The organism is uncultured Desulfovibrio sp., from assembly GCF_902477725.1.
In the GTDB taxonomy this organism is placed as follows: Bacteria; Desulfobacterota; Desulfovibrionia; order Desulfovibrionales; family Desulfovibrionaceae; genus Desulfovibrio.
Window position 1 is genome coordinate 197,139 of the sequence record NZ_CABSIF010000002.1, and the last position, 23,300, is coordinate 220,438.

General features: G+C 57.4%; 19 protein-coding genes and 1 other RNA gene. 6 read left to right on the forward strand and 14 right to left on the reverse strand.

Translation table 11 applies throughout. From position 1 onward, the window contains the following. The first annotated feature begins 22 nt into the window (after positions 1 to 22). Positions 23 to 1,021 carry a hypothetical protein gene (locus RDK48_RS02325; protein WP_298994252.1) on the forward strand — a complete coding sequence of 333 codons (999 nt, stop codon included), beginning with the start codon at positions 23 to 25 and terminating at the stop codon, positions 1,019 to 1,021. 189 nt (positions 1,022 to 1,210) lie between these two features. Here the strand turns inward: RDK48_RS02325 and RDK48_RS02330 are convergent, their stop codons facing one another. From RDK48_RS02330 to RDK48_RS02395, 14 genes are all read right to left on the reverse strand, one after another. Next, on the reverse strand, positions 1,211 to 3,007 hold the full coding sequence (locus tag RDK48_RS02330) for a flagellar hook protein FlgE (protein WP_298994250.1): 1,797 nt from the start codon (positions 3,005 to 3,007) through the stop codon (positions 1,211 to 1,213). A gap of 82 nt (positions 3,008 to 3,089) precedes the next feature. Beyond that, the gene (locus RDK48_RS02335) at positions 3,090 to 3,833 is read right to left on the reverse strand and encodes a flagellar hook assembly protein FlgD (protein WP_298994248.1); all 744 of its coding nucleotides are present in this window, start codon (positions 3,831 to 3,833) and stop codon (positions 3,090 to 3,092) included. A gap of 24 nt (positions 3,834 to 3,857) precedes the next feature. Continuing rightward, positions 3,858 to 5,888 carry a flagellar hook-length control protein FliK gene (locus tag RDK48_RS02340; protein ID WP_298994246.1) on the reverse strand — a complete coding sequence of 677 codons (2,031 nt, stop codon included), beginning with the start codon at positions 5,886 to 5,888 and terminating at the stop codon, positions 3,858 to 3,860. A 123-nt stretch (positions 5,889 to 6,011) separates the two neighbouring features. Then, positions 6,012 to 7,427, reverse strand: a complete 1,416-nt coding sequence (locus tag RDK48_RS02345) for a glycosyltransferase family 9 protein (RefSeq protein WP_298994244.1) — start codon at positions 7,425 to 7,427, stop codon at positions 6,012 to 6,014. A 2-nt stretch (positions 7,428 to 7,429) separates the two neighbouring features. Further along, entirely contained in the window at positions 7,430 to 9,208 is a 1,779-nt protein-coding gene (locus RDK48_RS02350; protein ID WP_298994242.1) for a glycosyltransferase, read from the reverse strand. Further along, complete coding sequence (locus RDK48_RS02355; protein WP_298994240.1) at positions 9,205 to 10,338, reverse strand: FapA family protein; 1,134 nt, start codon at positions 10,336 to 10,338, stop codon at positions 9,205 to 9,207. Before RDK48_RS02355 ends, RDK48_RS02350 begins: the two co-directional genes overlap by 4 nt. Positions 10,339 to 10,379: 41 nt before the next feature. Beyond that, positions 10,380 to 10,733 carry an STAS domain-containing protein gene (locus RDK48_RS02360; protein WP_298994238.1) on the reverse strand — a complete coding sequence of 118 codons (354 nt, stop codon included), beginning with the start codon at positions 10,731 to 10,733 and terminating at the stop codon, positions 10,380 to 10,382. 33 nt (positions 10,734 to 10,766) lie between these two features. Further along, positions 10,767 to 11,249, reverse strand: a complete 483-nt coding sequence (dtd, locus tag RDK48_RS02365) for a D-aminoacyl-tRNA deacylase (RefSeq protein ID WP_298994236.1) — start codon at positions 11,247 to 11,249, stop codon at positions 10,767 to 10,769. Next, positions 11,249 to 13,012, reverse strand: a complete 1,764-nt coding sequence (locus tag RDK48_RS02370; RefSeq protein ID WP_298994235.1) for a long-chain fatty acid--CoA ligase — start codon at positions 13,010 to 13,012, stop codon at positions 11,249 to 11,251. The genes dtd and RDK48_RS02370 overlap by 1 nt, the downstream gene beginning before the upstream one ends. A gap of 48 nt (positions 13,013 to 13,060) precedes the next feature. Beyond that, complete coding sequence (ispD, locus tag RDK48_RS02375) at positions 13,061 to 14,272, reverse strand: 2-C-methyl-D-erythritol 4-phosphate cytidylyltransferase (protein WP_298994233.1); 1,212 nt, start codon at positions 14,270 to 14,272, stop codon at positions 13,061 to 13,063. 17 nt (positions 14,273 to 14,289) lie between these two features. Then, positions 14,290 to 14,652, reverse strand: an RNA gene (rnpB, locus tag RDK48_RS02380) — RNase P RNA component class A. A gap of 58 nt (positions 14,653 to 14,710) precedes the next feature. Further along, on the reverse strand, positions 14,711 to 15,487 hold the full coding sequence (locus RDK48_RS02385) for a zinc ribbon domain-containing protein (RefSeq protein ID WP_298994231.1): 777 nt from the start codon (positions 15,485 to 15,487) through the stop codon (positions 14,711 to 14,713). A 19-nt stretch (positions 15,488 to 15,506) separates the two neighbouring features. Continuing rightward, entirely contained in the window at positions 15,507 to 16,298 is a 792-nt protein-coding gene (locus tag RDK48_RS02390; protein WP_298994229.1) for a Nif3-like dinuclear metal center hexameric protein, read from the reverse strand. Between the two features lie 365 nt (positions 16,299 to 16,663). Then, positions 16,664 to 17,473 carry a phosphoribosylformylglycinamidine synthase subunit PurQ gene (locus RDK48_RS02395; RefSeq protein ID WP_227118514.1) on the reverse strand — a complete coding sequence of 270 codons (810 nt, stop codon included), beginning with the start codon at positions 17,471 to 17,473 and terminating at the stop codon, positions 16,664 to 16,666. A 274-nt stretch (positions 17,474 to 17,747) separates the two neighbouring features. Between RDK48_RS02395 and RDK48_RS02400 the strand changes: the two genes are divergently transcribed. The 5 genes from RDK48_RS02400 to RDK48_RS02420 all read left to right on the forward strand — a co-directional run bounded on the left by RDK48_RS02400 (position 17,748) and on the right by RDK48_RS02420 (position 23,299). After that, positions 17,748 to 19,391 (forward strand): CTP synthase, encoded by a 1,644-nt coding sequence (locus RDK48_RS02400; protein WP_192111658.1) that lies wholly within the window; start codon positions 17,748 to 17,750, stop codon positions 19,389 to 19,391. A gap of 293 nt (positions 19,392 to 19,684) precedes the next feature. After that, the gene (gene rpoN, locus RDK48_RS02405) at positions 19,685 to 21,109 is read left to right on the forward strand and encodes an RNA polymerase factor sigma-54 (RefSeq protein ID WP_298994227.1); all 1,425 of its coding nucleotides are present in this window, start codon (positions 19,685 to 19,687) and stop codon (positions 21,107 to 21,109) included. Between the two features lie 36 nt (positions 21,110 to 21,145). After that, positions 21,146 to 21,685, forward strand: a complete 540-nt coding sequence (hpf, locus tag RDK48_RS02410; RefSeq protein ID WP_298994224.1) for a ribosome hibernation-promoting factor, HPF/YfiA family — start codon at positions 21,146 to 21,148, stop codon at positions 21,683 to 21,685. Between the two features lie 186 nt (positions 21,686 to 21,871). After that, positions 21,872 to 22,822 carry an RNase adapter RapZ gene (gene rapZ / locus RDK48_RS02415; protein WP_298994221.1) on the forward strand — a complete coding sequence of 317 codons (951 nt, stop codon included), beginning with the start codon at positions 21,872 to 21,874 and terminating at the stop codon, positions 22,820 to 22,822. A 33-nt stretch (positions 22,823 to 22,855) separates the two neighbouring features. Beyond that, positions 22,856 to 23,299 carry a PTS sugar transporter subunit IIA gene (locus tag RDK48_RS02420; RefSeq protein ID WP_022657414.1) on the forward strand — a complete coding sequence of 148 codons (444 nt, stop codon included), beginning with the start codon at positions 22,856 to 22,858 and terminating at the stop codon, positions 23,297 to 23,299. Position 23,300: the final 1 nt, after the last annotated feature.

Sequence of the window (23,300 nt, forward strand, 5' to 3'; positions counted from 1 at the left end):
TGGCGCAGTGCAGCAGTTGACTATGCAACAGGACAGCTCTGAAAAGATAGACGTGGCGATGAACATTTTCGCCAAGCCGTATCAGACAGCGCTCTCTGTTCTGTCGCTGATCAAGCACAGTGGCAGGCATATTGGCACTATCTGGTTGCAGTTTGAGCCTTATGGCTCGCAGTATGATATCGTCAGCCCCTATGCGCTGGTGCAGTACCTGAGCAGCCAGATAGGGGAGAGATTGCGGGTTTTTCAGCCAGACTACTGGCTTGATCTCAATGCCGCTGACCCGGCGCGCTTTGTCGATAATGCCTACCGCTACAGCATCCGCTACCAGTACGCCTTTGAGCACAGCACGAGCCGCAGGCTGTTTCTCATGCACAACGATATAGTTGTGTTCAAGGATGTGCTTGGCTATTTGGGCGGCCTTATGGGTGATGCCGTGGCTGTGGGCCACCTTGGTCAGTGCTGGAATTGCCCGGCTCGTGTGGCGGAGCTGACGCGCGAGGTTATGGGCTGTGAACCGTGTGGGCCTGAGAGGTATCTGGATTTTCGGCCCACTTACAGTCAATTGCAGCAGCTTTATGCTCTGGCGCACCAGAGGGGCATTTTTGCAAGGCCGTATGACCGTGGCTTTGCAGGCATTTTTGATGCCCAACCCTGGCCCCTTCCGGAATGCCGCGTCAATGAATGGGCCTGCCTGCTTGATCTGGAAAAGACGCGGCCCCTGTGCGTGCCGTATGGCCCAATATTGCCGCCAGGCGCGTTCAGGCAGTGTGGCCCTGTCTGCCTTGATACTGGCGTGGAGTGGTTCCGGGGGGTGCATGCGCGCGGCATGACTGCCCGGCATGCCGATCTTTCCCGCCACCTCAAGCATTGGGTAGGCACGGGCAAGGTAACCGCCCGGTTGTATGCTTTGGCAGAGGAAAATGCCCTCAAGATATTGCTGACCACCTTTCCCGATTACTGCGATTGGCTGCGCGGCACCATCGGCAACAAGCCGCTCGGCGTGAACGACAGAGGCCAATAGTTTTTCCACATTTGTGAAATCCCTTCCCTTTCTGTTTTTTTCAAGCTGAAGCGTAGGTTTGTCTGGAACGCGAAAAGGCGTCGACCAAATGGCCGACGCCCGACACGGGAAAGAAAGGTTTGCAGCGCTATCCCCAACGCTGGGAGGGCCTTGCGGCCCCCCGGCCCTCTTTCTACTGCAATCTCTGTTTTACCGCTTCATGCCGATAACGGTTTCCAGCATGTTGTCCACCGTAGTGATGGTCTTTGAGTTGGCCTGGAAGCCGCGCTGCGTAGCAATCATCTGCACAAACTCGCGCGACATGTCCACGTTGGACTGCTCAATATTGTAGGCCTTTGTGCTGCCAAATCCGTTATCGCCTGCAACGCCCTGCCTGGCAAATCCAGATTCTTTTGTTTCAGAGTAAAGGTTGTTTCCTTCCCTGTACAAACCTTGCAGGTTGTCAAAATCATACAGCGAAATCTGATACAGAGCCAAGGTCTGATTGTTATCATATTTGCCGTAAAGTATGCCGTTAGCGTCAATGTTGAAGTTGTTAAGTACGCCTGATGCATATCCATCAGCTTTTGATGACTGCACAAGTGAACTGCCGCTTGTCACGACGGAGGCACCGGTTCTGCGTGTGGTTGTAGACATGGTGCACGCAGCAGTATTGTAGTCAATAGTGCCCTGAGTGGCAGGTGGAACTGGGGCGACAACTTTTAAATCATTCAACGTCTTGGTGGAATTGTTCCACGGTGTGGCACTTGTATCCCTCAGGCCCAGATCCATTTCAATGATACTTTTCTCAGCAAGGCTGTGATTGCTGCCGCCGTAGGATGAAACCTCGGATACGCTGTTGCTGAGGGCCGCGCCTGAGAAGTTGGCGTTGAACACAGGCAGGCCATTGTTGGAAACCTTGGTCGGTTGCCATGAAGTGGAAAGCTTAGGATCAAGGGCGCACTGCATATCAGCGGTAGCGGTATCCTGTGCGCCATACGTATAGGCAGTCTGGTTGACCAGCTGTCCACTGACGTTGAAGATCAACTGCCCGGTCATGAGCATGCCAGCCTTTTGGGTGCCCTGAAATGTCTTGCTGTCTGCCGGAAGAATCGGGTTGCCAGAAGAGTCGTACGTCACCGCCGTGGTGCCGCCGTATGTCCGGTTGTCTTCTGAGGGAGGAACCGTCACAATATATTCGTACATTGTGTAGCCGGAAGGCAGGTTATCAATTTTGTACGAGCTGTTGCTGGTGTCAACTTTGTCGTAGTAAACCGTGAGTTGGTGCTTTGTGCCACCCTCGTCATAGACGGTAATGGGGGAACTGGCTGCATATGCAGTGTCGGCCAGCGGCGTCGCCTTTGAGCCGTCCCACTGGTCGAACAGCGCAGTCATGGGGCTGGTGGTACTGGTCGTTTTGTCCATGCCGGCGTCGTTCGACAACTGCATGGTGAAGGAAACACTCTGCGTTTGTTTGGGCGGAAGGTTCCAGTTGTCAAGCACGATATCCGTGGGCGAACCAGTGCCCTTGTATGCGGTTGTTGAGGCCGAGCTGCTGGTCGTTGTAGAGCCAGAGTTAAAAACAACAGAAGAACTGTTATTGTCAACTTTCCATCCCTGCAGAATCATGCCTTGAGGATTTTGCAACGCGCGATTGTTATTGAAATAGAAATCGCCGGCGCGGGTGTAGTACGCCTGCTCACTGTCTGGCTGGCGAACTTTGAAGTACCCGTTGCCAGAAATGGCAAGATCTGATCCTGAATTGGTGGATTCAAGAGAACCCTGCGAGTAGTCGCCGAGCACCGCGTAGGTACTGACGCCCTGACCAATCTGGGTGGTGCCGCTGACGCTGCCGCTATCGGTGTAAAGATAGTCGCTGAAGTCCGCGCGCTGGCCCTTGTAAGCCAGGGTGCTGACGTTGGCGATATTGTTGCCGACGACGTTCATTTTGTTTCCGTGCGCCATAAGGCCGGAAACGCTTGCCCACATGCTGGATGAGAGACTCATATCTTCCTCCGTGTCTTGGGATAGGGGATATTTTTTCCGGGTAGTGCAGTGGGGACTGCCTGCCCTTTGTTCATCTGTATTGTTAACTCGTTGTCGTGCCCGATCCGGACGTACTCGTGCTGGTGGTCGGCTGTGTGACCTGCCGCACTTTTGAAAGCTCCATCAACTGGCCGCCATCAAGCCCCAGATATACCGTGCCATTGTTGTTGACCACGCCTGTAACCCTGGCGTCCACCACCTGATCGGCAAGAACAGCCTCGCCGCTGGCGTTAAGCAGGGACAAATTGACCGTGTACACGCCATCCGGGGCAACTGTTCCGGCGCCGTTTTTGCCGTTCCAGTTGAACTCGTAGGTGGTTCCGGCTGCCTTGGGTGCCAAAGTTTCTGTGTAGATGACGTTGTTGTCGGCATCCCGCACCGTGATGGTGCCGCTGGCAACGGCATCGTTGGGCGCATAGCGGAACTTGGTTATGGATGTCGTCTTTGCGGTTGCGTCCGTCACCTTGCCTATACTGTTGCCAGAGACAGTCACTTCCTTGCCGATGTACGACGTGGCGTTGATCATCTGCTGGTTGTTGGTGGCAGTAGTCAGCGAACCCATGCTGGTATTCAGGTTGATGAGCTGTTCAAGGCTGGAGAACTGCGCCATCTGGGAGACAAATTCCTTGTCGTCCATAGGGTTCAGCGGATCCTGATACTTGAACTGTGTCACCAGAAGCAGCATAAAGGCGTTTTTATCAAGGTTAGCGCCACCTTTCTGCTTGCCGACAACGGCATTGAACTCGTTGTTAGCCTGGGTGATTGCTGATGATACGCTGCTGGCCATACTTCATTCTCCTCACGGCCCGGTTCAGGCAACCACGTTGAGGTTGCTGGTGGTATATCTTGCCGTGTTGCCAAGAGAATGCACAGGCTGTTCCAAAGTTGAAATGTCCATATTTAAGCTGGAATTTCGAACTGTTGCAAGATTCTTCAGCCGGGAAAGTTCTTCCCTGCGGGCATCTTCTTCCTGCCGGGAATTGTGCTGGTTGAAATCCTGCCAGGATGCGCTGTTCTGCTCCTGCTGCGTTTCCTGCCGCACTTCGAGCTTGTCTACCTTGAGGCCCTGCTGCTCAAGATTCATGCGGATTGCATCGACCTGACGGCTGATCATGTCATTGGTTTCCGACTTTTCAGAACGGATCACCGCGCTGACTTCGCCATTGCGAACCGAAAGGGAAACCGTGATGGATCCCAGCTCCTGCGGGTTAAGTTGCAGGTCAAGGCGAGTGCCGCCGCCCTTGACGGTTGAAAGCATGCCCTGTTCAACCTGCTGCGCCACCTGCCGCCCGATGGGGGCAACGGCTGAGGGATCCTGCACGTCAGTTGTGTTTTGGGCTGTATGGGCAGCTTGCATGGCCTGCGCTGCCGCGTAGGCGGGGGTGGAGCCGCGCGCTGCAACAGCAGCGGATTGCGTATCAACCTTGCCCAGCAGATCGCCCCAGGCGGACTTGCCCTTTTGATCCTTGTCAGATTCGCTCTGTCCGGAATTGCTGTCAGCATTCTTCTGACCCTTGTCGTCCAGAACGGCGGTCTGCTGAGTGGCAGACTGCGCGTGAATCTGGTTGGCTGCGGGAGTTTTGTCCGGTTGCGAGGATGGCAGCACATTATTTTGCGCAGATGTTTTACCCGTTTGCACGTCTGCCTGCGCGCTTGCGCGAGAGACCGCCTGCGACCCAGACTGCTGCGCCGCCTGCGTGTTTGGCTGCTGCGCGGCTGTGTTGTCGACAGTTCTTTCTGCGGGCATGCGCTGGGTCACTGTGGCCTTGTTTTCGGATGCGGTGCGATCGCCCTCATGTTTTGTGGCGGCCGCATCCTTGCCTATGGCTTCGCTCTGCGCAGCGATCTTGATATCGCCAGGCTCGGCCTTCTGGCCTGCTTCAAGGGTTTCACCAAGAATATTGTTGCTTTTTTTCTGAACGGTCTTGTCTATGAGAGCCTTGCTCTGTTGCACCGTGCGGTCGCGCAGCGAACTGGCCTGCTTCTCTTTTTCCGTGCGGGCCCGCGCCTTGCTGATAATGGGCTGCAACGTGGTTTTGAGGGCAGTATCAAGCGTTTTTTGCGCAGCGGCCTGCGTGGTGAAAAAATCTGTCACCGGGGCCATGAGCGTGCCGAATTGCTCGTTCAGGCAGGTGATGGAGGCGCTGTTGCCAAAGCTGTTGGCCAGGGTTTGCAGGTTGGCAGTGCCAAGCCCAAGGCCGCGCCCGAGCGAGATGGCCTCACCCTGGCTCACTTCAAGGGTGCCCGCTGGATCAAGCTTGCTCACAAAGGCCGATATGGTGTTGAATGCCTGCTGCGTGTTGCCCTGCAACATCATGGCCTGAACATTGGTATCCAGAACGCCGGTTGGGTCGATCTTTTTAAGCAGCGAGGTGATGTTGGCCTTGTCCTCATCAGTGAGAACAGGGATGTCGCCGCCGCCCTTAACGCTGGCCGTTATCTGCGCAAGGGTTGCGCCGTCGGGCATTTCCGCCAGAGCCGCAAGCTTGGCAAGGCTTTCAGGCGTAGCGCCAGCCTTGATAAGCTTGCTGTGCATGTCCTGCACTTCCTGCTTGGTAAAACAGACTTCGTTCAGCGTGTAGGTGACGCCGTTGCTGGTGTTGCGCGAATAAGGGCTTTGCACCTGCGCGGCAGCTCTGGCGGTGGGCGTAAAAGGAGTGCTGGGCTTGGATTCTGACTTGCCCTCAAAAACATCGGCAGATACGTCAGCCTCTTCAACGGCCTTCAGACTGGAGTTGAGGGCGTCCATAAAGGAAGACGTCCGCTCGTCATTGGGGCGGTTGTTAGTGGCAACGTTCCAAAGCGTTTCGTTAGTGCTTACGCTTGTGGGAATAATCTGCATGGTTCACTCCTTGCGTGCTGAGCTATACAAGGAGTGTTCCAAAATTGTTAGTGCAATTAATTCAATATGTTAAGTAAATGAGAATTGCGGGAAAAGGGCAATACTTGCCGAATCGGGAGTGCGCTAGGAGGATGGGTTGGCAAAAAGCGGAGCCAGAGCGGCAAGCCTGTGCACTGCTGTGCGCCAGCCCTGCTCGTTGAAACCTTCATTTTGCAAAAACATGTGCAGATGCCCGGTGAACAGCCGTATCATGCCGGGCTGAGCACGCCAGAAATCATCGGGCAGGGGAGTGCGCTGTTTCAGATGATCGCTGCACAGGGCGCAAAGGTGGGCAAGGCGGGCGGCAAGACGCTCAGCAAGTGCGGGATGTTCCGCGTGGAGGCGTGTCAACCGTTGGCGCAGCCGGGTTTGCTGGCCTGGATCATACAGAAAAAGAAAGGCCGCCTGCCATACGTCTTCGAGCTGAGGGCGACAGGAATTGCCGCATGGCTCAGGGTAAGGTTTCAAGGTGTGCAGCCCAAGAGCGTCACGCCCGGTTCGGTAAAGCGTAAGACCATTGCCTGGGGCCTTGCAGGAGGGCTTGCCGGTGGCAAGCTCCTGATGAATCTGCAGCGCAAGCTGGGCTACAGAAGCGGGTATGAAGGCCTGCTTGCAAAAAAGACGGCTGCGTCTGCATTGCCAGCAGCCCACGCAGCTCATGGCGGCGCGCAGCACCCACTGGCCGGGTGCGGATGGGCCTGTTTCGCGGGCGTGTACTGGCCCCATAGAGAGATTGAGCACAGGTACGCCAAGGTAATCGGCAAGGTGCATGGGGCCGGTATCTGGCGTTATACACAAATCAAGCGTGCCCATGAGGGCCGCAACTTCGCGCAGGTCAAGCTTGCCGCACAGGTTTGCCTGCGCAAGGCCGGAACGGCGCGCCACTTCATCGCCCAGTTCCTGCTCGGCCTTGCCGCCCAGAAAAACCGGGGCCAGATCTGCCGCCGCAAGGCGCATGGCAAGCCGTGCCCAAAAGGCCGCATCCGGCCTTTTGGCTGTCTCGCTGGCGCCCAGCACCAGCCCAAGGCGGCCCGTTCCCGCTGGTTTGGGGCGCGAATGCCCCACAGCGGCTAGATCGGGTATTGGGGAAAGATCCAGCAGGTGTAGATCGGCCCAGTGAAAGGCATTGGCGTGGTTATTCTGCGTCAGGGCCGCGCGGTACAATTGCCAGAAGCCCTGAACGCGCAATCCATCGCTGTCGGCCACAGGCCCTAGCTTGAGGGGTGACTCAAGCCGCCCCATGAGCTGGGCCGCGACCGTACTGCTGCTCAGATTGATCGCCGCCGCGTATGTTTGGCGGGCAAGCTCCTGGCAGTGCGAAGGGGGAAAAAACACGGCATCCGGCGCCAGGGGCATGAGCTGCTGAAAAAAAGCCGGTTCTGCCACAATCCACAGGGGATTGTGGGGCCAAAGCTGGCGCAGGCGGATAAGCAGGGGAAAGGTGAGGATCAGATCACCCATGCGGTGCAGTTGCAGCACCAGAATTGGATCAGCAGCCATTATCAGCCCCGGACGGCCTGACGGGCCGCAGGTGTGCCGTAAACCTCGCGCATGCGTTCCAGCATGGTCTGCAGCCTGTGTTGCCATGTGTGGCAGGCAAGCACACGCTGCCGGGCCGCCTGCGTAATGCGGCGGCGCTCTGTTGGGCGGGCGAGGTAGTGGCGCGCCAGTTCAGGGGCTTCATCCGGCTCATGGTAGCAGACGATTTCGTGCGGCTCAAAAAGCTGTTCCATCTGCTCGCGCCAGTCGGTAAGCACAAAACTGCCTGCGGCGGGCACGTCAAATACCCGCTGGTTGACCGCGCCCTTCATCTGCTTGCTGGTGCAGTTGAAGTTGATGGCCGAGTGCCCGTAAAAGAGGGGCAGTTCCGTATAATAGCTCAGGGCGTCCAGATAGCGGGGTTGCAAGGACTCGTGGCGAAATTCCACCTTCTGCCAGCCTGCGTCGCCCACAATAAGCGGGCGCAGGGGCAACAGGCGCCGCACGCAGCCATTGCGGTACAACCGGGTGGCCTGCCAGGTGACGGCGGTTTCATAGGCCAGCTTGGCTTCGTTGTCCGGCAGGGCCTGATAGTGAGCATAGGCTTCTGGCTGGCAGTCGCGCAGAAAATCAGCAACCGAGCGGTGGTGGCTGTCCATGAACTCCTGGGCCACGGCGTAAAAGGAGAGCAGCAGCGGGCGGGGAAAATGCCCGTTTTTCAGCCTGCCGCCAACCTTGTAGACCATGGAATTGCCCACGAAGGAGATGTCTGCCTTCCATGCGGCTGGTGCGGATGCTCCCTTGGAGGGATGAAATCGATCCGGGTCTGTGCCCAGAGGCAGGTAGAACACATGCTCAAAACCCGCCGCGCGCAGGGATGAAATATTGTCAGAATCCCAGGTGAACAAGGTCGTCCAGGGGCTGACGCAACGAGAGTACAGGTGGATGATGAGGTGGGGATTATCCACAAACCATGAGGCCAGGGGCAACTGCAAACGGGCCAGCAGGTCCATAAGCACGCCCTCTACGTCCACGCCCATATGGTTGAGCGTAATGCAGCAGTCTGGCCTGAAAGCAATCACGGCTTCCAGCAGCTGCTGCACAAAATCCGCGCGGGCCACGGCTTCATCGCCGATGACAACCAGCTTGTATTCAATGCCAAGCTTGCGGCATGCGCCCTCGATTTCACCCATGAGGAAATATTTGCTGGTCAGCAGCAGTACGCGGGGGCTTGCATCGGCAAAGCGCGGCCCTGCGGCGCGGCTCCAGAAGTCAAACCTGGCGCTGGCGAGCAGATCTTTTTGCAGGGAACCATAATAATCGCGGTCAAGGCGCAGATAAAAGGGCAGGGCCAGAGGCAGCAGACGCAGGCCGCCGTGGTGCATCTGCCAGTGGGTCAGCTCTGTAAGGGCATCCTGAGGGCGCGGGCTGGTGATAAGCGTAATGCGCTCACGTTGATCAGGCGGCAGGCTTTGCAGCACTCCTGTGATGGCCTGAAGCCCGGCCTCCTTTTCCACCACGGCCACAGGCCCGTCAAGGCACTCCAACACCTGGCGCAGTGCGTGCCCAAGGCCACAGCCAAGCAGAACCGGCAGGCAATCGCGCTGTAATTCCTGCATCTGCCCGGCTACAACTGCGGTTTCACGCTCAGCTCCGCCGGGGCGCAGCATGTGAAAAACACGCTCGCCCAGCCTGACTTCAATATCGTCTGGTATCCCGGATTGTTGTGCGTTCTGGCCTTGATCTACGGAATGCTCGGAATACACCGCCAAAAAATGCGGCGTTTCAGTCTGCTTCATCATTTGGGACTCATCTGCGAGGGCTGCATGGGTTCCGCAATGATTTCGTTGTCCACCAGGCGGAACAGCGTGCACTGGTATACCTGTTCAACAACCATAAACGCGCGTCCGATGGAGATTTCCACACCGGGGTATACGGTGCCCTGGCAGAGCAGACGGCAGTTCTGCATGTAGTTTTCGTCCTGAGCCAGTCTGCTCCACAGTTCGTCGCGTCTGTTGATGAGCTGCCTGCGCTGTAGCCGCAGGGCTTGCAGCTTGCGGGACGCATCGTTGGTTTCCGGCGGCAGATGCCCGGCAATGGCATTGAGGTGGGTAATGGTTTGCGACAGCTGTGCGATAATCTTGTCGATTTTTTCAAGCTGGCGGATGCTCAAGGGGTCGTACCCCAGATAAACCTTGGTGCTCAGAGCCGCCTTGTTGCCTAGCTGGCCGCCAACATAAACGCTGCCGTAGGCATTGGTTGTGCCGCCGTAGAGCTTGTCGCGCACAACCATGTTGCTGCCAGCGTATACTGTGCTGTACAGGCAGGTTTTTTCAATAACCATGTTGCCGCGCGCGCGGGCGTCCACGCTTTCCAGAAAGGGAGTCATGAGCTTGTCGCCGGCATCGACCTTGCTGTGCTTGCCTGCGCCGCCCCGCACCCCGCCATCAATCATGAGATCACGGCGGGCTCGCACAACGCCGCCTTCAACCATGCCCATGATGCGTACGTTGTTGCCCTGAACGGAAAATCCGGCGCGTACGGAACCGTGCACGGCCATATCGCCCACAAAAAAGATGTTGCCGGTCTGAAAGCTCACGTCCTGACGCACGTTGAGCAGGGTCTTTACGGTAATTTTGCCGTTAAGGTAAAAAACATAGCCCTTGGCGGCGGCAAGCAGATAGTTGGGATAGCGCGGATCTACGCGGGTGTTGCCACCCATGGGGAAGGCTTCATTTTCAAGTATGAAGCGCTGGTCAACCTTGGGTCCGGCGGCGTCCAGCGGTACAAGCTCAGCAAGCACCTGCCCGGCGATGACATTCTGGACGTAGCCCAGACTGTATACGTCGGACTTTCCATTATCTCCACCCGGCTTGAGATTGAGATAATCGAAATCGGGATTGAAGTAATGCCTCAGATAGTATTGCACCATGCACCATCCGTCGGGCTGAAGGGCAAAACCCCGTGATATTGTTACTCAGCAGTATCGGGAATATAGCCTTTCAGTTCATCTTCGCTCTCGAATGTGGGGAAAAATCCCTCAATCTCGGCTTTGCGCAGCAATTCGGCCACATGTGGCGCGGGCATCAGCAGTACAAGCCTGCGCCCCCGCCCCCGGCCCTTTGTGCTGGCGCTTACCAGCACTCCCAGCCCGGAAGTATCCACTTTTTCAACGTGGCTCAGATCAAGCACCACCTGGCGAATATTAGGCGCCAGCAGATGCGCTTCAAGCTGTTTGCTGAACTCGGCCACATCGGGCAGCAGAAGATTGCCAGAAAAACGCAATACCGTGACGTTGGTGTGCGATTCCGCCTTCAGCTCAAACATGGCTGTATTTCCTCCGTAAGGCAACAGGTCGCTTCAACGGGAAAACAGGTTGGCAGAGTCCAGAGATATGGTTACAGGCCCCCAGTTGCACAGGCGCACATCCATGTCCGCTCCGAAGATGCCTGACGATACGCTGACGGCGCAAGTTTCGTCAACCATTTGAACGAAATCCGTAAACATGTCTTTGGCCCAGGCGGGGTCGCCTGCATCAGTAAAGGAAGGCCTGCGGCCCTTGTGGCAATCGGCGTACAGGGTGAACTGCGGCACCAATAATATCTGACCACCGATTTCATCCAATGAAAGGTGGAACTTATGGGCATACTCTCCTGTGCCGGGAAAGATGCGCAGCCCCACAAGCTTGCGGGCCATGCCCGTAAAAGCCGGGGAGGAGCGAAATTCTGGCCCATCCTCCTGCCCAAAGGCAACAAGGGCCATGATGCCAGTGTTGATGGCCGCCACAAGACGGCCATCAACACTAACAGAAGCTTCTTTAACCCTTTGCGCGACAATCCGCATCAGGCATGGCCCACTTGGTCATCCTCGCCGTTGGCGGCAGGAGCACTGGTAGCGGCTGCGGCGCGCCGGTTCTTTCTGTTGGCCATTTTTTGCTCTTCTTCTTCGCGCAGAGCACGTCGCAGAACCTTGCCCACAATGGTTTTGGGCAGTTCCTCGCGAAATTCCACAAGGCGCGGTACCTTGTAGCCAGCCAGCTTCTGGCGGCACCAGGCGATGACGTCAGCCTTGGTCAGCTCTTCTTCAGGGCGGCGCACCACAAAGGCCTTGAGTATCTCGCCGCGCATCTCGTCGGTAATGCCGACAGTGACGGCTTCAAGCACCTTGGGGTGTTCCAGCAACACTTCGTCCACTTCGCGGGGGTATACGTTGTATCCGCCCACAATGACCATGTCTTTTTTACGGTCAACAATATAAAAATAACCGTCTTCATCCATGGTGGCAAGGTCGCCCGTATACAGCCAGCCGTTGCGCAGGGCGCTGGCGCTTTCGTCAGGCCTGCGCCAGTAGCCGTGCATAACCTGCGGCCCCTGCACGATCAGCTCGCCCATTTTGCCGGGGGGCAGGGTGAGGGAGCCGCCTTCCATATCCACAATGCGGGCATCAGTGCCGGGCACGGGCATGCCGATGGAATTGGGGCGTTGCCCTTCCTGACCAAGCGGGTTGCAATGGGTGATGGGCGAAGCTTCTGTAAGGCCGTAGCCCTCCAGAATGGCGGCGCCGGTGGTTTCCTGAAATTTGCGGAATATTTCGCGCGGCAGCGGCGCGGAGCCTGAAACGCAGATTTTGATGCTGCGCAGGTCAAACTCTGTCAGATTCTTCTGTTGCAGCAGCGAAATATAGACCGAGGGCGCACCGGGAAAGACCGTGGGTTTGTACTTGGCAATAAGGCGCAGCACATCCTGCGGCACATAGCGCGGCAGGGGCAGGGTGGTGGCCGCGAGCGCGATGGGAATAATCAGGCCCGTGGTGAGGCCGTACACGTGGAAGAAGGGCAGCAGGGAAATGAAGGTGTGCTTGTCCTCCGCCTTGACGTGGATGATGTCCAGCACCTGGCGGCAGTTGGTGCCCACGTTGCTGTGCGTCAGGGTAACGCCCTTGGGCAGGCCCGTTGTGCCGCCGGTATACTGCAACATGATGGGGTCGCGCAGCGGGTCGGCAATGGGAGCGGAATAACGCTCCGCGCCCTTGCAGAAGTGTTTCCACTCATGAACGTTCTTGCCGTCGTAGGGCACGGGTTCCTTGACGCTGCGGCTCTTTTTGAGGCGGTAGAGCCAGTTGAGCGGGAAAGAAAGCGCATCCGCAGCGCCAGTAACGATGAAGTTTTTCAGGGGCAGGCGGTCGCGCAGGGCGGAAACGCGGGGCCAGAGCAGATCGAGCAGCACCATGTGTTCTGCGCCCGAATCCTGCATGTTGGCCATGATTTCCTTTTCCATATACAGGGGGTTGGTCATGACCACCACGCCCCCGGCCTTGATGATGCCCCAGAAGGCCACCACGGTCTGCGGCATGTTGGGCATCATCAGGGCAACGCGGTGCCCTGTCTTAACGCCGATGCGGCGCAGCGCCCCTGCAAAACGCTCCGCCTGCTCGCGCAACTGCTTGTAGGTGATGCGCGTATTCTGGAAAATGACGGCCAGTCGATTGGGATATTTGTCTGCGGCCTCATCCAGCAAGGCATAGAGCGGCTTGTTCCACACCTCGGAAGTGCGCGGAACGAAGGAGTCATAGTGGGCAAACCAGGGCCTGCTGAGTTCTGTGTTCATGTCCTTCCTTATGGTGTCGAATCGTTATGGCAGGGGAGGCGGAGCTAATCAGCGCCCCCGCGCGGTCACAACTGCATATGCCTTGATACCTTCGGAACGCCCGGTAAAGCCCAGATGTTCCTCTGTGGTAGCCTTGAGGTTCACGCATGATGCGGGCAACCCCATGAGCCGAGCGACGTTCTTTCTGATTTCTTCCCGGTAGGGCGCGAGTTTGGGAACCTGCGCCACTATGGTCATATCCACGTGACAGGGCGTACAGCCCGCCTCGCGCACCATGTCCAAGACCTGATGCAGCAGAATGGCGGATGAAATGCCGTCAAAACGGGGATCCTTGTCTGAAAAGTGCTGACCAATGTCGCCAAGGCAGGCACAGCCGAGCAGAGCGTCGGACAGGGCATGCAGAAGCACATCGCCGTCAGAGTGGGCCAGTACTTCGGGCGCGTTGGGAATGCTCACGCCACCAAGGCGCATGGGGCGGCCCTGACCGTAACGGTGAACATCGTAGCCCATGCCCGTGCGGATGGAAGGAAGGGGATTTTCGTCTTGCAGCAGGTCAAGATCTTCAGGACGGGTAATCTTCACGTTGGCAGCCTCGCCTTGTATGACACGCACTTCAAGGCCGAGGGCCTCCAGAAGCGACGCATCGTCGGTTACGGCAAGCCCCGCCTCAACCGCGTGGGCGTGGGCCGAGAGCAGCGCTTCAAGCTGAAAGCCCTGCGGAGTCTGCACAGCCGCAAGCCCGTCACGCGGCAGGGTGGCCGTTACGCGGCCATTTTCCACCGTCTTGATGGTGTCGGTAACTGATATGGCGGGGATAACGCCAGCAGCGCCCTCAGCAAGCGCCTCACACACGCGGCGTACAAGCGCCGGGGAAAGAAAGGGACGGGCTGCATCGTGCACAAGCACGCTGGCGGGGCGCAGGGGCAGGGCGGCCAGGCCAAGGCGTACGGAATCCTGGCGCAAAGGCCCGCCGCAGGCCGTAACCCAGGGCAGCCCAAGATCATCGTGTCTGTGCAGGTCTGCCAAGAGTTCGCTGGCTTCCGTAAGCTGGCTGGGAGGAAAAACAAAGACAATTCCGGCCACGCAGGCGCTGCGGCTCATGGCGCGGGCGGCATGCCAGAAAAGCGGCACGCCCTGCCAGGGCAAAAACTGTTTTGCCGTGCCGCCAGCGGCATCGGCCATGCGCGTACCCTGCCCGGCAGCCAGAATGAGCGCCCAGGGCTTTGCCGCAACAGATGATGTGCCGGAACTTTCTGACATTATATACCTTGTTAACAAGTGGGAGTCGGACGATAAGCCGGGTTCTGTCATGCGGTTGCCCGCACCAGACCGTCATTCCTCTAGGAGCGCAGTTACCTGCGCCCTCAAGCAACCTACCCGGAAGGCAATGGTCGGGCCGACCACCTTCCCTATTTGGTCTTGCTCCAAACGGGGTATGCCGAGCATGCCGCGTCACCGCGGCATCTGGTGGGCTCTTACCCCACCGTTTCACCCTTACCCCGCCGTGAGGCGGGGCGGTTTGCTTTCTGTGGCGCTGTCCGAGGGTCGCCCCTCCTGGGTGTTACCCAGCGTTCTGCCCTGTGGAGCCCGGACTTTCCTCCCCGGGCCTTGCGGCCCGCAGCGACGGTCTGTCCGACTCCCACTTGTTGATCTTGTTTCCGGCGCGGCTTGTGGAACAGGCCGCGCCGGAAGTGATTTTTAGTCGGTAAGGGTCACCGGCTTCTGGGCGCACTGCGGGGCTTCTTCAATAGAGAAGTGCTCGCACCAGAAAATGAGGCGCTGGCAGTTGGGGCAGCTCAGAATCTGCTGACCGCGCTGCAATTCAATGAAAGACTGCGGCGGTACGGCAATGTGGCAACCGGAGCAGATGCCTTCTTTCACGGCAACGATGACGGGATGCTCAAGACGCCTGCGGATGAATTCATAGCGCATGAACACGGGCTGGGGAATATTCTTACTGGCTGAAGTGCGCTTTCCGTTCAGGCCTTCAAGGGCGGCGTTGCCCTTTTGCAGCTTTTCTTCAAGGCCATCGCGCTTTACTTCAAGCTCGGCCTTGATGGCGGTGTAGGTCAGGTCGATTTCGGCCAGCGCGTCGTTCTGGTATTGCAGTTCCTCAAGAAGGGTCATTTTTTCTTCTTCACGGGAACGGTTGACCTTTTCCATGCTGTCCATTTCGCGCATCATGGCGTGGTATTCACGCTGATTGCCAACTGCCATGAGCTTGTTCTTGCTCTTTTTGATGCGCGCGGAGTCGTCATCAATCTCGAGCGAGAGGCGCTTTTGCTGATCCTGAAGGTGCGAAAGCTTGTCCAGAATGTAGTTGCGCTGGGTTTCGATGGCGGCAAAACGCTGCTCAAGGGAAACAAGCTCGCTCGGGGCGCTGCTCAGGTCCTGCTTGACGGCGTGGATGGCGTCATCGACCTTCTGCAACTCAACAAGCTGCTTGATCTGGTCAAAATATACGGCATTGCTCATGAGAGTCCTCCTGATAAAATCATGACAGGGCAACAGGGCGGAAGGGCGAGGCGGAAGGAACAAAAAACACTTCCGTCTCTGGCAGGCGCTGTTGCAGCAACCGGCTCATGCGCAGCATCATTTCTTCCTCAAGGCTGTGGTGCCCCACATCCAGAAGGCAGATTTCCGCGGCAAGCGCCGTGTGGTATTTGACATCACCGGTTATGAAAAGCTGCGCATCGGCAGCTTGCGCCGCGCCGAGCAGCGATGAACCCGAACCCGTGCAGTAGGCCACGCGGGTAATTGTTTGCGGCTCCGGCCCACTCACTGTGGCTGTGGCAAGGGGGGCGTTGCGGGCAATGATGCCTGCAATCTGCGCCACGGTCATGGGCATTGGCAGATCGCCCGCAAGGCCGAAGCCCAGCGGCAGATCCTCGCCCACAGCCGGGGCCACAGGCTCCAGTACCGCAAGATTGCGCAGCTCAAGCGCACGGGCCAGCCAGCCTGCCGGGCCGTAAGCGTTGACATCCAGCGAGGTATGGGCCGCGTACAGCGGCACATCAGCCTGAAAAAGCAGGCGCAGCACCTCGTGGTAGTCGTCAAGCCTGTTGGGCAGCATGGCCTTGAGCAGCAGCGGGTGATGGCTGAGCACAAATTGCGCACCCTTTTCCAGCGCTGTACGCACGGATGCGGGCGTTGGGTCGAGGCAGACGGCAAGCCTGGCAACATCCTGCCTGTGCGCCGCCACCTGTTGGCCCGAAACGTCCCATCCAGCGGCAGCGGCCAGAGGTGCAATTTCTTCTATCGCCTCAATAATTTCAATAGGTTGCATGGATATCACCCACCATAAAAAAAGGCACTTTCTTGCTGGTGCAGAGAAAGCGCCTCGTTGAATACGGCGTAAAAAAATGTGCAACGTGTTGTGGCAATGTTGTTTCGCACCTTGTCTGACGCGTGCGCGCAGGAAAATCCAAAGGGGGTTCAGCTCTTCGGAATCAAAGAATCTATCGAAGCCCGTGTGCTTTGTCAATAAACATTGCGCGGGAGCTGCCTGCCGCAAGGCCGCGCCGTGTCGCAAAATATATACAGAAAGGGGAGGCTTGGTAAAGCCTCCCCAAATAATCATGGCGACAAAGTGAGCCGGACTGTGCAGAGCATTATATAATGTTTGTCGGCATCAGGCTCAGCTGTATCTCTCTATTGACCGCGCAGGTAGCGCACGGCATTCACAAAAATGAGCGTCCCGGGGGCATCCAGCTCGCCGCGCGTCCAGCCGGGGTGGTTGGTCACGTGGTGGAATGCCTCGGGGTGGGGCATAAGGCCGAGCACCCGGCCCGTGGGATCTGTCAGGCCCGCAATGGCAAGAGTGGAGCCGTTGGGGTTGAGCGGATATTCCTGCGTAGGCTTGCCCGTTGCGGGGTCAGCATATTGCAGGGCGATGAGGTTTTCTTCCTCCAGGCGGCGCAGGCAATCCGCATCGCGGGCAACGAGCTTGCCTTCGCCGTGGCGCACGGGCATGGAGAGCAGGGGCAGGTTTTTGGTGAACACGCAGGGGCTTGCCGCATTGGGGAGCAGGTGCACCCAGCGGTCTTCAAACCGGGCGGAATCGTTGTTGCCCAGCGAAACCTGGCGCTCAAAGCGCTGGCCGCCAAGGGCAGGCAGCACACCTAGTTTGACCAGCAACTGGAAACCGTTGCAGATGCCCAAAATCAGCTTGCCCTCATCCAAAAACTCGCGCAAGCTCTGCAACAGGGCCGCGCCCGCGTCGTCCTTGAGGTAACGCCAGCGCATGGCCGCAGCCTGGGCCGCGCCGAGATCGTCGCCATCCAGAAACCCGCCGGGGAAAATCAAAAAGTGATAGTCGGCAAGGCGAACCTTGGCCGCCACCAGATCGGAAAAATGCACCACATCGGCCTTGTCGGCACCGGCCAGACGGGCCGTGTGGGCTGTTTCCATGTGCGAATTTGTACCGTAGCCGGTGATGACCAGTGTGTTGACCGTACCCATGCGGGGGAAGCCTCCTTGGCTTTGCAACGCGGATAATCCCGGCCATGCCTTGCGGTGTGCGCCGGGCGTGCTTTTGCCTTGGAAACCTTGGCTGACCCGCGCCGGGCACAACAGATGACCGGCGCACGGGCCGCTTGTGGTGGGCACGCACGCTGAAAAGGGAATAACACATTACTTAGCTTGTTTTACTTAGTCAATGCTAGCCAAAAAATTCAATTTGGGTTAAGACTGTTTGGTTGAACTATTCAACATACCCAAGTACAGGTGGAAGTGCATGAAAACTAAATACATTTTTGTGACGGGCGGCGTTCTGTCGTCGTTAGGCAAGGGCCTCGCGGCTGCGTCTTTGGGCGCGCTGCTGCAAACGCGCGGGCTTACGGTAACCATCCAGAAGCTTGATCCTTACATCAATGTTGACCCCGGCACCATGAACCCGTTCCAGCACGGCGAAGTATTTGTTACCGATGACGGCGCGGAAACGGATCTGGATCTCGGGCACTACGAACGTTACCTCAACGTGCCCATGTCGCGGAAGAACAACACCACTTCCGGCGCCATTTACAACCACGTTATCGCCAAGGAACGTCACGGCGATTACCTGGGCGCCACGGTGCAGGTGATCCCGCACATTACTGATGAAATCAAGAGCGTGGTGCTCTCCCTTTCAGAAGGCGAAGACGCGCCCGATGTCGCCATTATCGAAATCGGCGGCACCGTGGGCGACATCGAAGGTCTGCCCTTTCTTGAGGCCATCCGCCAGTTGCGTTCCGACCTTGGACGCGACAACTGCCTGAACATTCACCTTACCCTGGTCCCCTACCTGCGCAGCGCTGGCGAGCACAAAACCAAGCCCACCCAGCACAGCGTCAAGGAACTGCTCTCCATCGGCATTCAGCCCGACATTATTCTGTGCCGCTGCGAGCAGAGCATCCCCGAAGAACTGCGCCGCAAGATCGCCCTGTTCTGCAATGTGGATCAGGACGCCGTGTTCTCTTCGGTGGACGTGAACAATATTTATGAAGTGCCGCTCAAGTTCTATGAGGAAGGCTTTGACCAGAAGGTGGCCATCATGCTGCGCCTGCCCGCGCGCAATGCCCACCTTGAGGCCTGGGAAAAACTCGTAAGCGACTGCGCCAACCCCAAGGGCAAGGTCACCATTGCCATTGTGGGCAAGTACGTTGACCTCAAGGAAGCTTACAAGAGTCTGCACGAAGCCCTCATTCACGGCGGCGTTGCCAACCGTGTTGAGGTGGAACTGCGCTACGTCAATTCCGAGAATGTGGACGAAAGCAACTGCGCGGAATCCTTCAAGGGCTGTCATGGCATTCTTGTGCCCGGCGGCTTTGGCTATCGCGGCGTGGAAGGCAAGATTGCCGCCATCCGCTATGCGCGTGAAAACAACATTCCCTTCTTCGGCATCTGCCTTGGCATGCAGTGCGCGGTTATCGAATTTGCCCGCCACGTGGCAAATCTTGATGACGCCAACTCGGAAGAATTCAACCCGCTTTCTGATCACAAGGTTATCTACCTTATGACCGAGTGGTTCGACTTCCGCACCAAGAACGTTGAAAAACGCGATGCGGGCAGCGACAAGGGCGGCACCATGCGCCTTGGCTCCTACCCCTGCAAGGTGCAGCCCGATACCAAGGCCTTTGTGGCCTACAAGAAGGGCATGGTTGATGAACGCCACCGCCACCGCTACGAATTCAACAATGCCTTCAAGGAAATGCTGGGCGAAAAGGGCATGGTTTTCAGCGGCACCGCCCCTGACGATTCGCTTGTGGAAATCATTGAGCTGAAGAACCATCCCTGGTTCCTTGGCTGCCAGTTCCACCCCGAATTCAAGTCCCGGCCCATGAACGCGCATCCGCTGTTCCGCGAATTTATCGGAGCGGCGAAAAAGTTCGCCAAGGTGTAATTTCGCAGCGTTAACGCAGCGAGGCTTGTTGGTTTTCACCAAGCTTGGGTATCGCAAAATCGCGCAAAAAGGGGAGGGCATTGCCTTCCCTTTTTTTGTGCGCAGATTATTTCAACGGCGCAAAAACTGCGCCAAATCAGGTTTTTTGCGCTGGCAGCCCTTGCCGCAGGCTGGGAATGCCGTGAACCTGATCTTGCAACTGTTAGCTATTGCATAATTTTTGCAGATGTGGCACAGTACTTGTAAACAGATAATTCTATAGTCCTATGGCTAGTTAAGGCAAAAGAGCACACATGGCACTGGAACTACGGCAGCAACTCAAGCTGTCACAGCAACTGGTAATGACCCCGCAATTGCAGCAGGCAATCAAGCTGTTGCAACTCTCACGCGTGGAACTTCTGGAAACTGTGCAGCAGGAACTGCTTGAAAACCCCTTTCTCGAAGAATCTTCACTTACTGACGATGCCTCCCAGGAGCAGCACGAGGAAAGCCGCGAAGCGCCCAAGGAGGAAGTATACGACAGGGAACTGGCCAAGGACGCCGACTGGGAAGATTACCTTGGTGAGTTTGCCAGCACCCCCCGCCTTTCGCAGTCGCGTGAATATGAACTTGCCGAAGAAATTTCGCCTCTTGAAGCCCGCTATGCAGCCAAGCCCACCCTTGAGGGACATCTGTTCTGGCAGTTGCGCCTTTCTTCTCTGACAGAAGAGCAGAAGGCCATTGGCGAGGTCATTATCGGCAATCTTTCCTCAGCCGGGTATCTGCAAGCCACCATTGAAGAAGTGGCCGAAATGGCCGAGGTTGCGCCCGAGGCCGTACTGCCCGTGCTTGAAAGGGTGCAGCTTTTTGACCCCATCGGCGTTGCCGCGCGCGACGCGCGCGAATGCCTGATGGTGCAGATCAAGAACCTTAATTACGCCCGCGATCCCATCCTTGTGGAGCTGGTGGAATCCCACCTTGAAGACCTCGAGGCCAAGCGCTACAAGCCCCTGCTGCGCAAGTTCAAGCTCGATATGGAAGAGCTCAAGGAGTATCTGGATATCATCCAGAGCCTTGACCCATTGCCCGGCGCAAGTTTTGGCGGCGGCGAGCCAACTTATGTAAGCCCCGATGTATTTGTGTACAAGATGGGCGACGAATTTGTGATTTTGCTCAACGATGACGGCCTGCCCCAGTTGCAGCTTTCGGCCATGAGCCAGATGAACATAGGCGGCTCGGAGAAGGAAAAGGACTACTGTTCCGAAAAGATCCGCTCCGCCTCATGGCTTATCAAGAGCCTGTATCAGCGCCAGCGCACGCTTTACAAGGTTATGGAAAGCATTGTGCGCCATCAGCAGCCGTTTTTTGAAGACGGCGTGACCAAGCTCGCGCCGCTCATTCTCAAAGACATTGCAGACGACATCAGCATGCACGAATCAACGGTGAGCCGCATTACCACCAACAAGTATGTGGCAACGCCCCACGGCATCTTTGAATTGAAGTTTTTCTTTAACAGCGGCCTTGAACTCGATGACGGAAGTCAGGTAGGCTCAGAAAGCGTCAAGGCTCTGATCAAGAAATTCATCTCTGAGGAAGATACCCGATCCCCCCTCAGCGATGAGCGTATCGGCGAAATGCTCAAGGAGCGTCTCAAGGTCAATATTGCGCGGCGCACGGTGGCAAAATACCGCACGGCGCTTGATATTCCATCTTCATCAAGGCGCAAGGAGCATTTCTGATTCCCCGTCGAGTGGCTCAATACTTAGGAGGAACTTATGAACATCTCATTTGCTTTCAAGAATTTTGAAGCCTCCGAACATCTGAAGAAGTATGCCCGTCGCCGCATGGAAAAGCTGGGACGGTTTTTTGGCAAGGCCTCTGGCCTTGACGTTGCCGTTGTGCTGACAGTCGACAAGTTCCGTCATCGCTGCGAAGTGACCGTTACGGGCGAGGGCTTGCATATCAACGCCACAGAGCAGACTTCGGACATGTACGCCGCCATTGACCTTGTGACAGACAAGGTTGAATCGCAGATCAAGCGCCAGGTGGCCCGCGTAAAGGCCCAGCGGCGGCACGCCCGCAATACGGATGTGGACGTGTTTACTTACAACCTCGATGCCGAAGCCGACGTGCAGCAGCCCGTTGACGGCACCGACCGCCTCGCCACCAAGCCCCTGCATCTGGATGAAGCGCTCATGCAGCTTGATTCCATCGGCAGCGAGTTTCTGGTGTTCTTTAATGCAGAAAACAACCGCATCAATGTGGTATACCGCACCAAGGTGAACGGCTATGCCCTCATTGACCCCGTGTTGTAAACGTTCATAATGGGGGGGCGGGCTGGCAACGGCTCGCCCCCGTTCAGGCGCACCCCCCCTGCCGGTTGCCGCGCAATGGCCTTCACACGGGCTTGAGCGCGGCGCGGATTTGGCAACGTCCGTCAGAAGCCTGTGGCGCACAACCCCGGCTGCAAACGGCGATCTGACCCCGAAGAGGCGAATGTCATGAAGGATTCCGCGCAGATACCCCCCACAGATCCCACCCTTGCCGCACAGCCTGATGCGGACGCGCCCGTTCCCGGCGTGGACGTGCAGGTGTGCATTGTCACGGGCCTTTCCGGCGCGGGCAAAAGCACGGCGCTCAAGGTTTTTGAAGACATGGGCCACTTTGTGGTCGATGGGCTGCCCGTGAGCCTTGTCATGGAAATGGTGGACATGATGTCGCGCCCTTCCATGAGCCACTTCAAGGGCATTGCCCTGGGCATGGATCTGCGCCAGAGCAATTTTGTGGAAGACATCAACGACTGCCTGAGCATGCTCGCGGGCAAAAACATCCGCCCCATGCTGCTTTTTCTTGAGGCCAACAATCAGGAACTCATTCGCCGCTATGCCTCGACCCGCCGCCCGCATCCGCTGGAGCGCGAGGGCATGGGCCTTGAAGCGGCGCTGCTGGCAGAGCGCAGCAGTCTGCGCCCCCTGCGTGAAATGGCTGATCTGGTCATCGACACCTCGCGTTTTTCCATCCATGACCTGCGGCGCGCCATCCAGAAGCGCTGGAGCGGCAACAAGGGCAAGCTACGGGCCATCAGGGTCAACGTGATTTCTTTCGGCTTCAAATACGGTGTGCCGCGCGAGGCTGATCTGGTTTTTGACCTGCGTTTTCTGGCAAACCCCTATTTTGTGGACGAGCTGCGGCCCATGAGCGGCAAGGACAAACCCGTTGCCGACTACGTGTTCAACTCGCCCCATGCCCGCGAATACCGCGACAAGCTGGTTGATCTGCTGTTTTTTATGCTGCCGCTCATGGAGGCCGAAGGCCGCTATCGCATAACCGTGGCCGTGGGCTGTACCGGCGGACGCCACCGCTCGGTGGCAATGGCAGAAGAAATTTTACAGGCGCTGCGGCAGGCTGATTATCCGGCTTTTCTGGAGCATCGGCACCTTGAACTTGGCTAAAAAAGCTGGCACGTTCTGTTGCGTGAGGTTGTCATGACGGACGAAAACAAGAAGACTCAGGTTGGAATCATTCTGGTTTCGCATGCCGACTATGGTTCGGCCATGCTGCGCACCGCCGAATTCATACTCGGGCAGCAGAGCGATTGCAGCTCCATCAGTGTTGACGTGGCGCACGAGGTTTCCGAAACCGTTCGCCGTCTTACGGACGCAACCCAGCGGCTCGACAAGGGCGCGGGCGTCATTATTCTTACGGATATGTTTGGCGGCACGCCCACCAATCTTGCGCTTTCGCTGCTGGCAACCCACAAGGTCGAGGTGGTTACCGGCGTGAACCTGCCCATGCTGCTCAAGGTCTTTACCTCGCGCGACAAGGAGCTTGAAGAAGTTGCCCGCATCGCTGGCGAGGCAGGGGCAAAAGGTATTGTGGTTGCGGGCAGCATGCTGCGCAACAAAGCCCGTGACAAAGCCGATAGCTAGT

Excerpts from the sequence above, each read along its gene's own strand:
- RDK48_RS02325 (WP_298994252.1), top strand. The coding sequence starts at position 23 with ATGCAACAGGACAGCTCTGAAAAGATAGACGTGGCGATGAACATTTTC.
- RDK48_RS02330 (WP_298994250.1), bottom strand. The coding sequence starts at position 3,007 with ATGAGTCTCTCATCCAGCATGTGGGCAAGCGTTTCCGGCCTTATGGCG.
- RDK48_RS02335 (WP_298994248.1), bottom strand. The coding sequence starts at position 3,833 with ATGGCCAGCAGCGTATCATCAGCAATCACCCAGGCTAACAACGAGTTC.
- RDK48_RS02340 (WP_298994246.1), bottom strand. The coding sequence starts at position 5,888 with ATGCAGATTATTCCCACAAGCGTAAGCACTAACGAAACGCTTTGGAAC.
- RDK48_RS02345 (WP_298994244.1), bottom strand. The coding sequence starts at position 7,427 with ATGGCTGCTGATCCAATTCTGGTGCTGCAACTGCACCGCATGGGTGAT.
- RDK48_RS02350 (WP_298994242.1), bottom strand. The coding sequence starts at position 9,208 with ATGATGAAGCAGACTGAAACGCCGCATTTTTTGGCGGTGTATTCCGAG.
- RDK48_RS02355 (WP_298994240.1), bottom strand. The coding sequence starts at position 10,338 with ATGGTGCAATACTATCTGAGGCATTACTTCAATCCCGATTTCGATTAT.
- RDK48_RS02360 (WP_298994238.1), bottom strand. The coding sequence starts at position 10,733 with ATGTTTGAGCTGAAGGCGGAATCGCACACCAACGTCACGGTATTGCGT.
- dtd (WP_298994236.1), bottom strand. The coding sequence starts at position 11,249 with ATGCGGATTGTCGCGCAAAGGGTTAAAGAAGCTTCTGTTAGTGTTGAT.
- RDK48_RS02370 (WP_298994235.1), bottom strand. The coding sequence starts at position 13,012 with ATGAACACAGAACTCAGCAGGCCCTGGTTTGCCCACTATGACTCCTTC.
- ispD (WP_298994233.1), bottom strand. The coding sequence starts at position 14,272 with ATGTCAGAAAGTTCCGGCACATCATCTGTTGCGGCAAAGCCCTGGGCG.
- RDK48_RS02385 (WP_298994231.1), bottom strand. The coding sequence starts at position 15,487 with ATGAGCAATGCCGTATATTTTGACCAGATCAAGCAGCTTGTTGAGTTG.
- RDK48_RS02390 (WP_298994229.1), bottom strand. The coding sequence starts at position 16,298 with ATGCAACCTATTGAAATTATTGAGGCGATAGAAGAAATTGCACCTCTG.
- RDK48_RS02395 (WP_227118514.1), bottom strand. The coding sequence starts at position 17,473 with ATGGGTACGGTCAACACACTGGTCATCACCGGCTACGGTACAAATTCG.
- RDK48_RS02400 (WP_192111658.1), top strand. The coding sequence starts at position 17,748 with ATGAAAACTAAATACATTTTTGTGACGGGCGGCGTTCTGTCGTCGTTA.
- rpoN (WP_298994227.1), top strand. The coding sequence starts at position 19,685 with ATGGCACTGGAACTACGGCAGCAACTCAAGCTGTCACAGCAACTGGTA.
- hpf (WP_298994224.1), top strand. The coding sequence starts at position 21,146 with ATGAACATCTCATTTGCTTTCAAGAATTTTGAAGCCTCCGAACATCTG.
- rapZ (WP_298994221.1), top strand. The coding sequence starts at position 21,872 with ATGAAGGATTCCGCGCAGATACCCCCCACAGATCCCACCCTTGCCGCA.
- RDK48_RS02420 (WP_022657414.1), top strand. The coding sequence starts at position 22,856 with ATGACGGACGAAAACAAGAAGACTCAGGTTGGAATCATTCTGGTTTCG.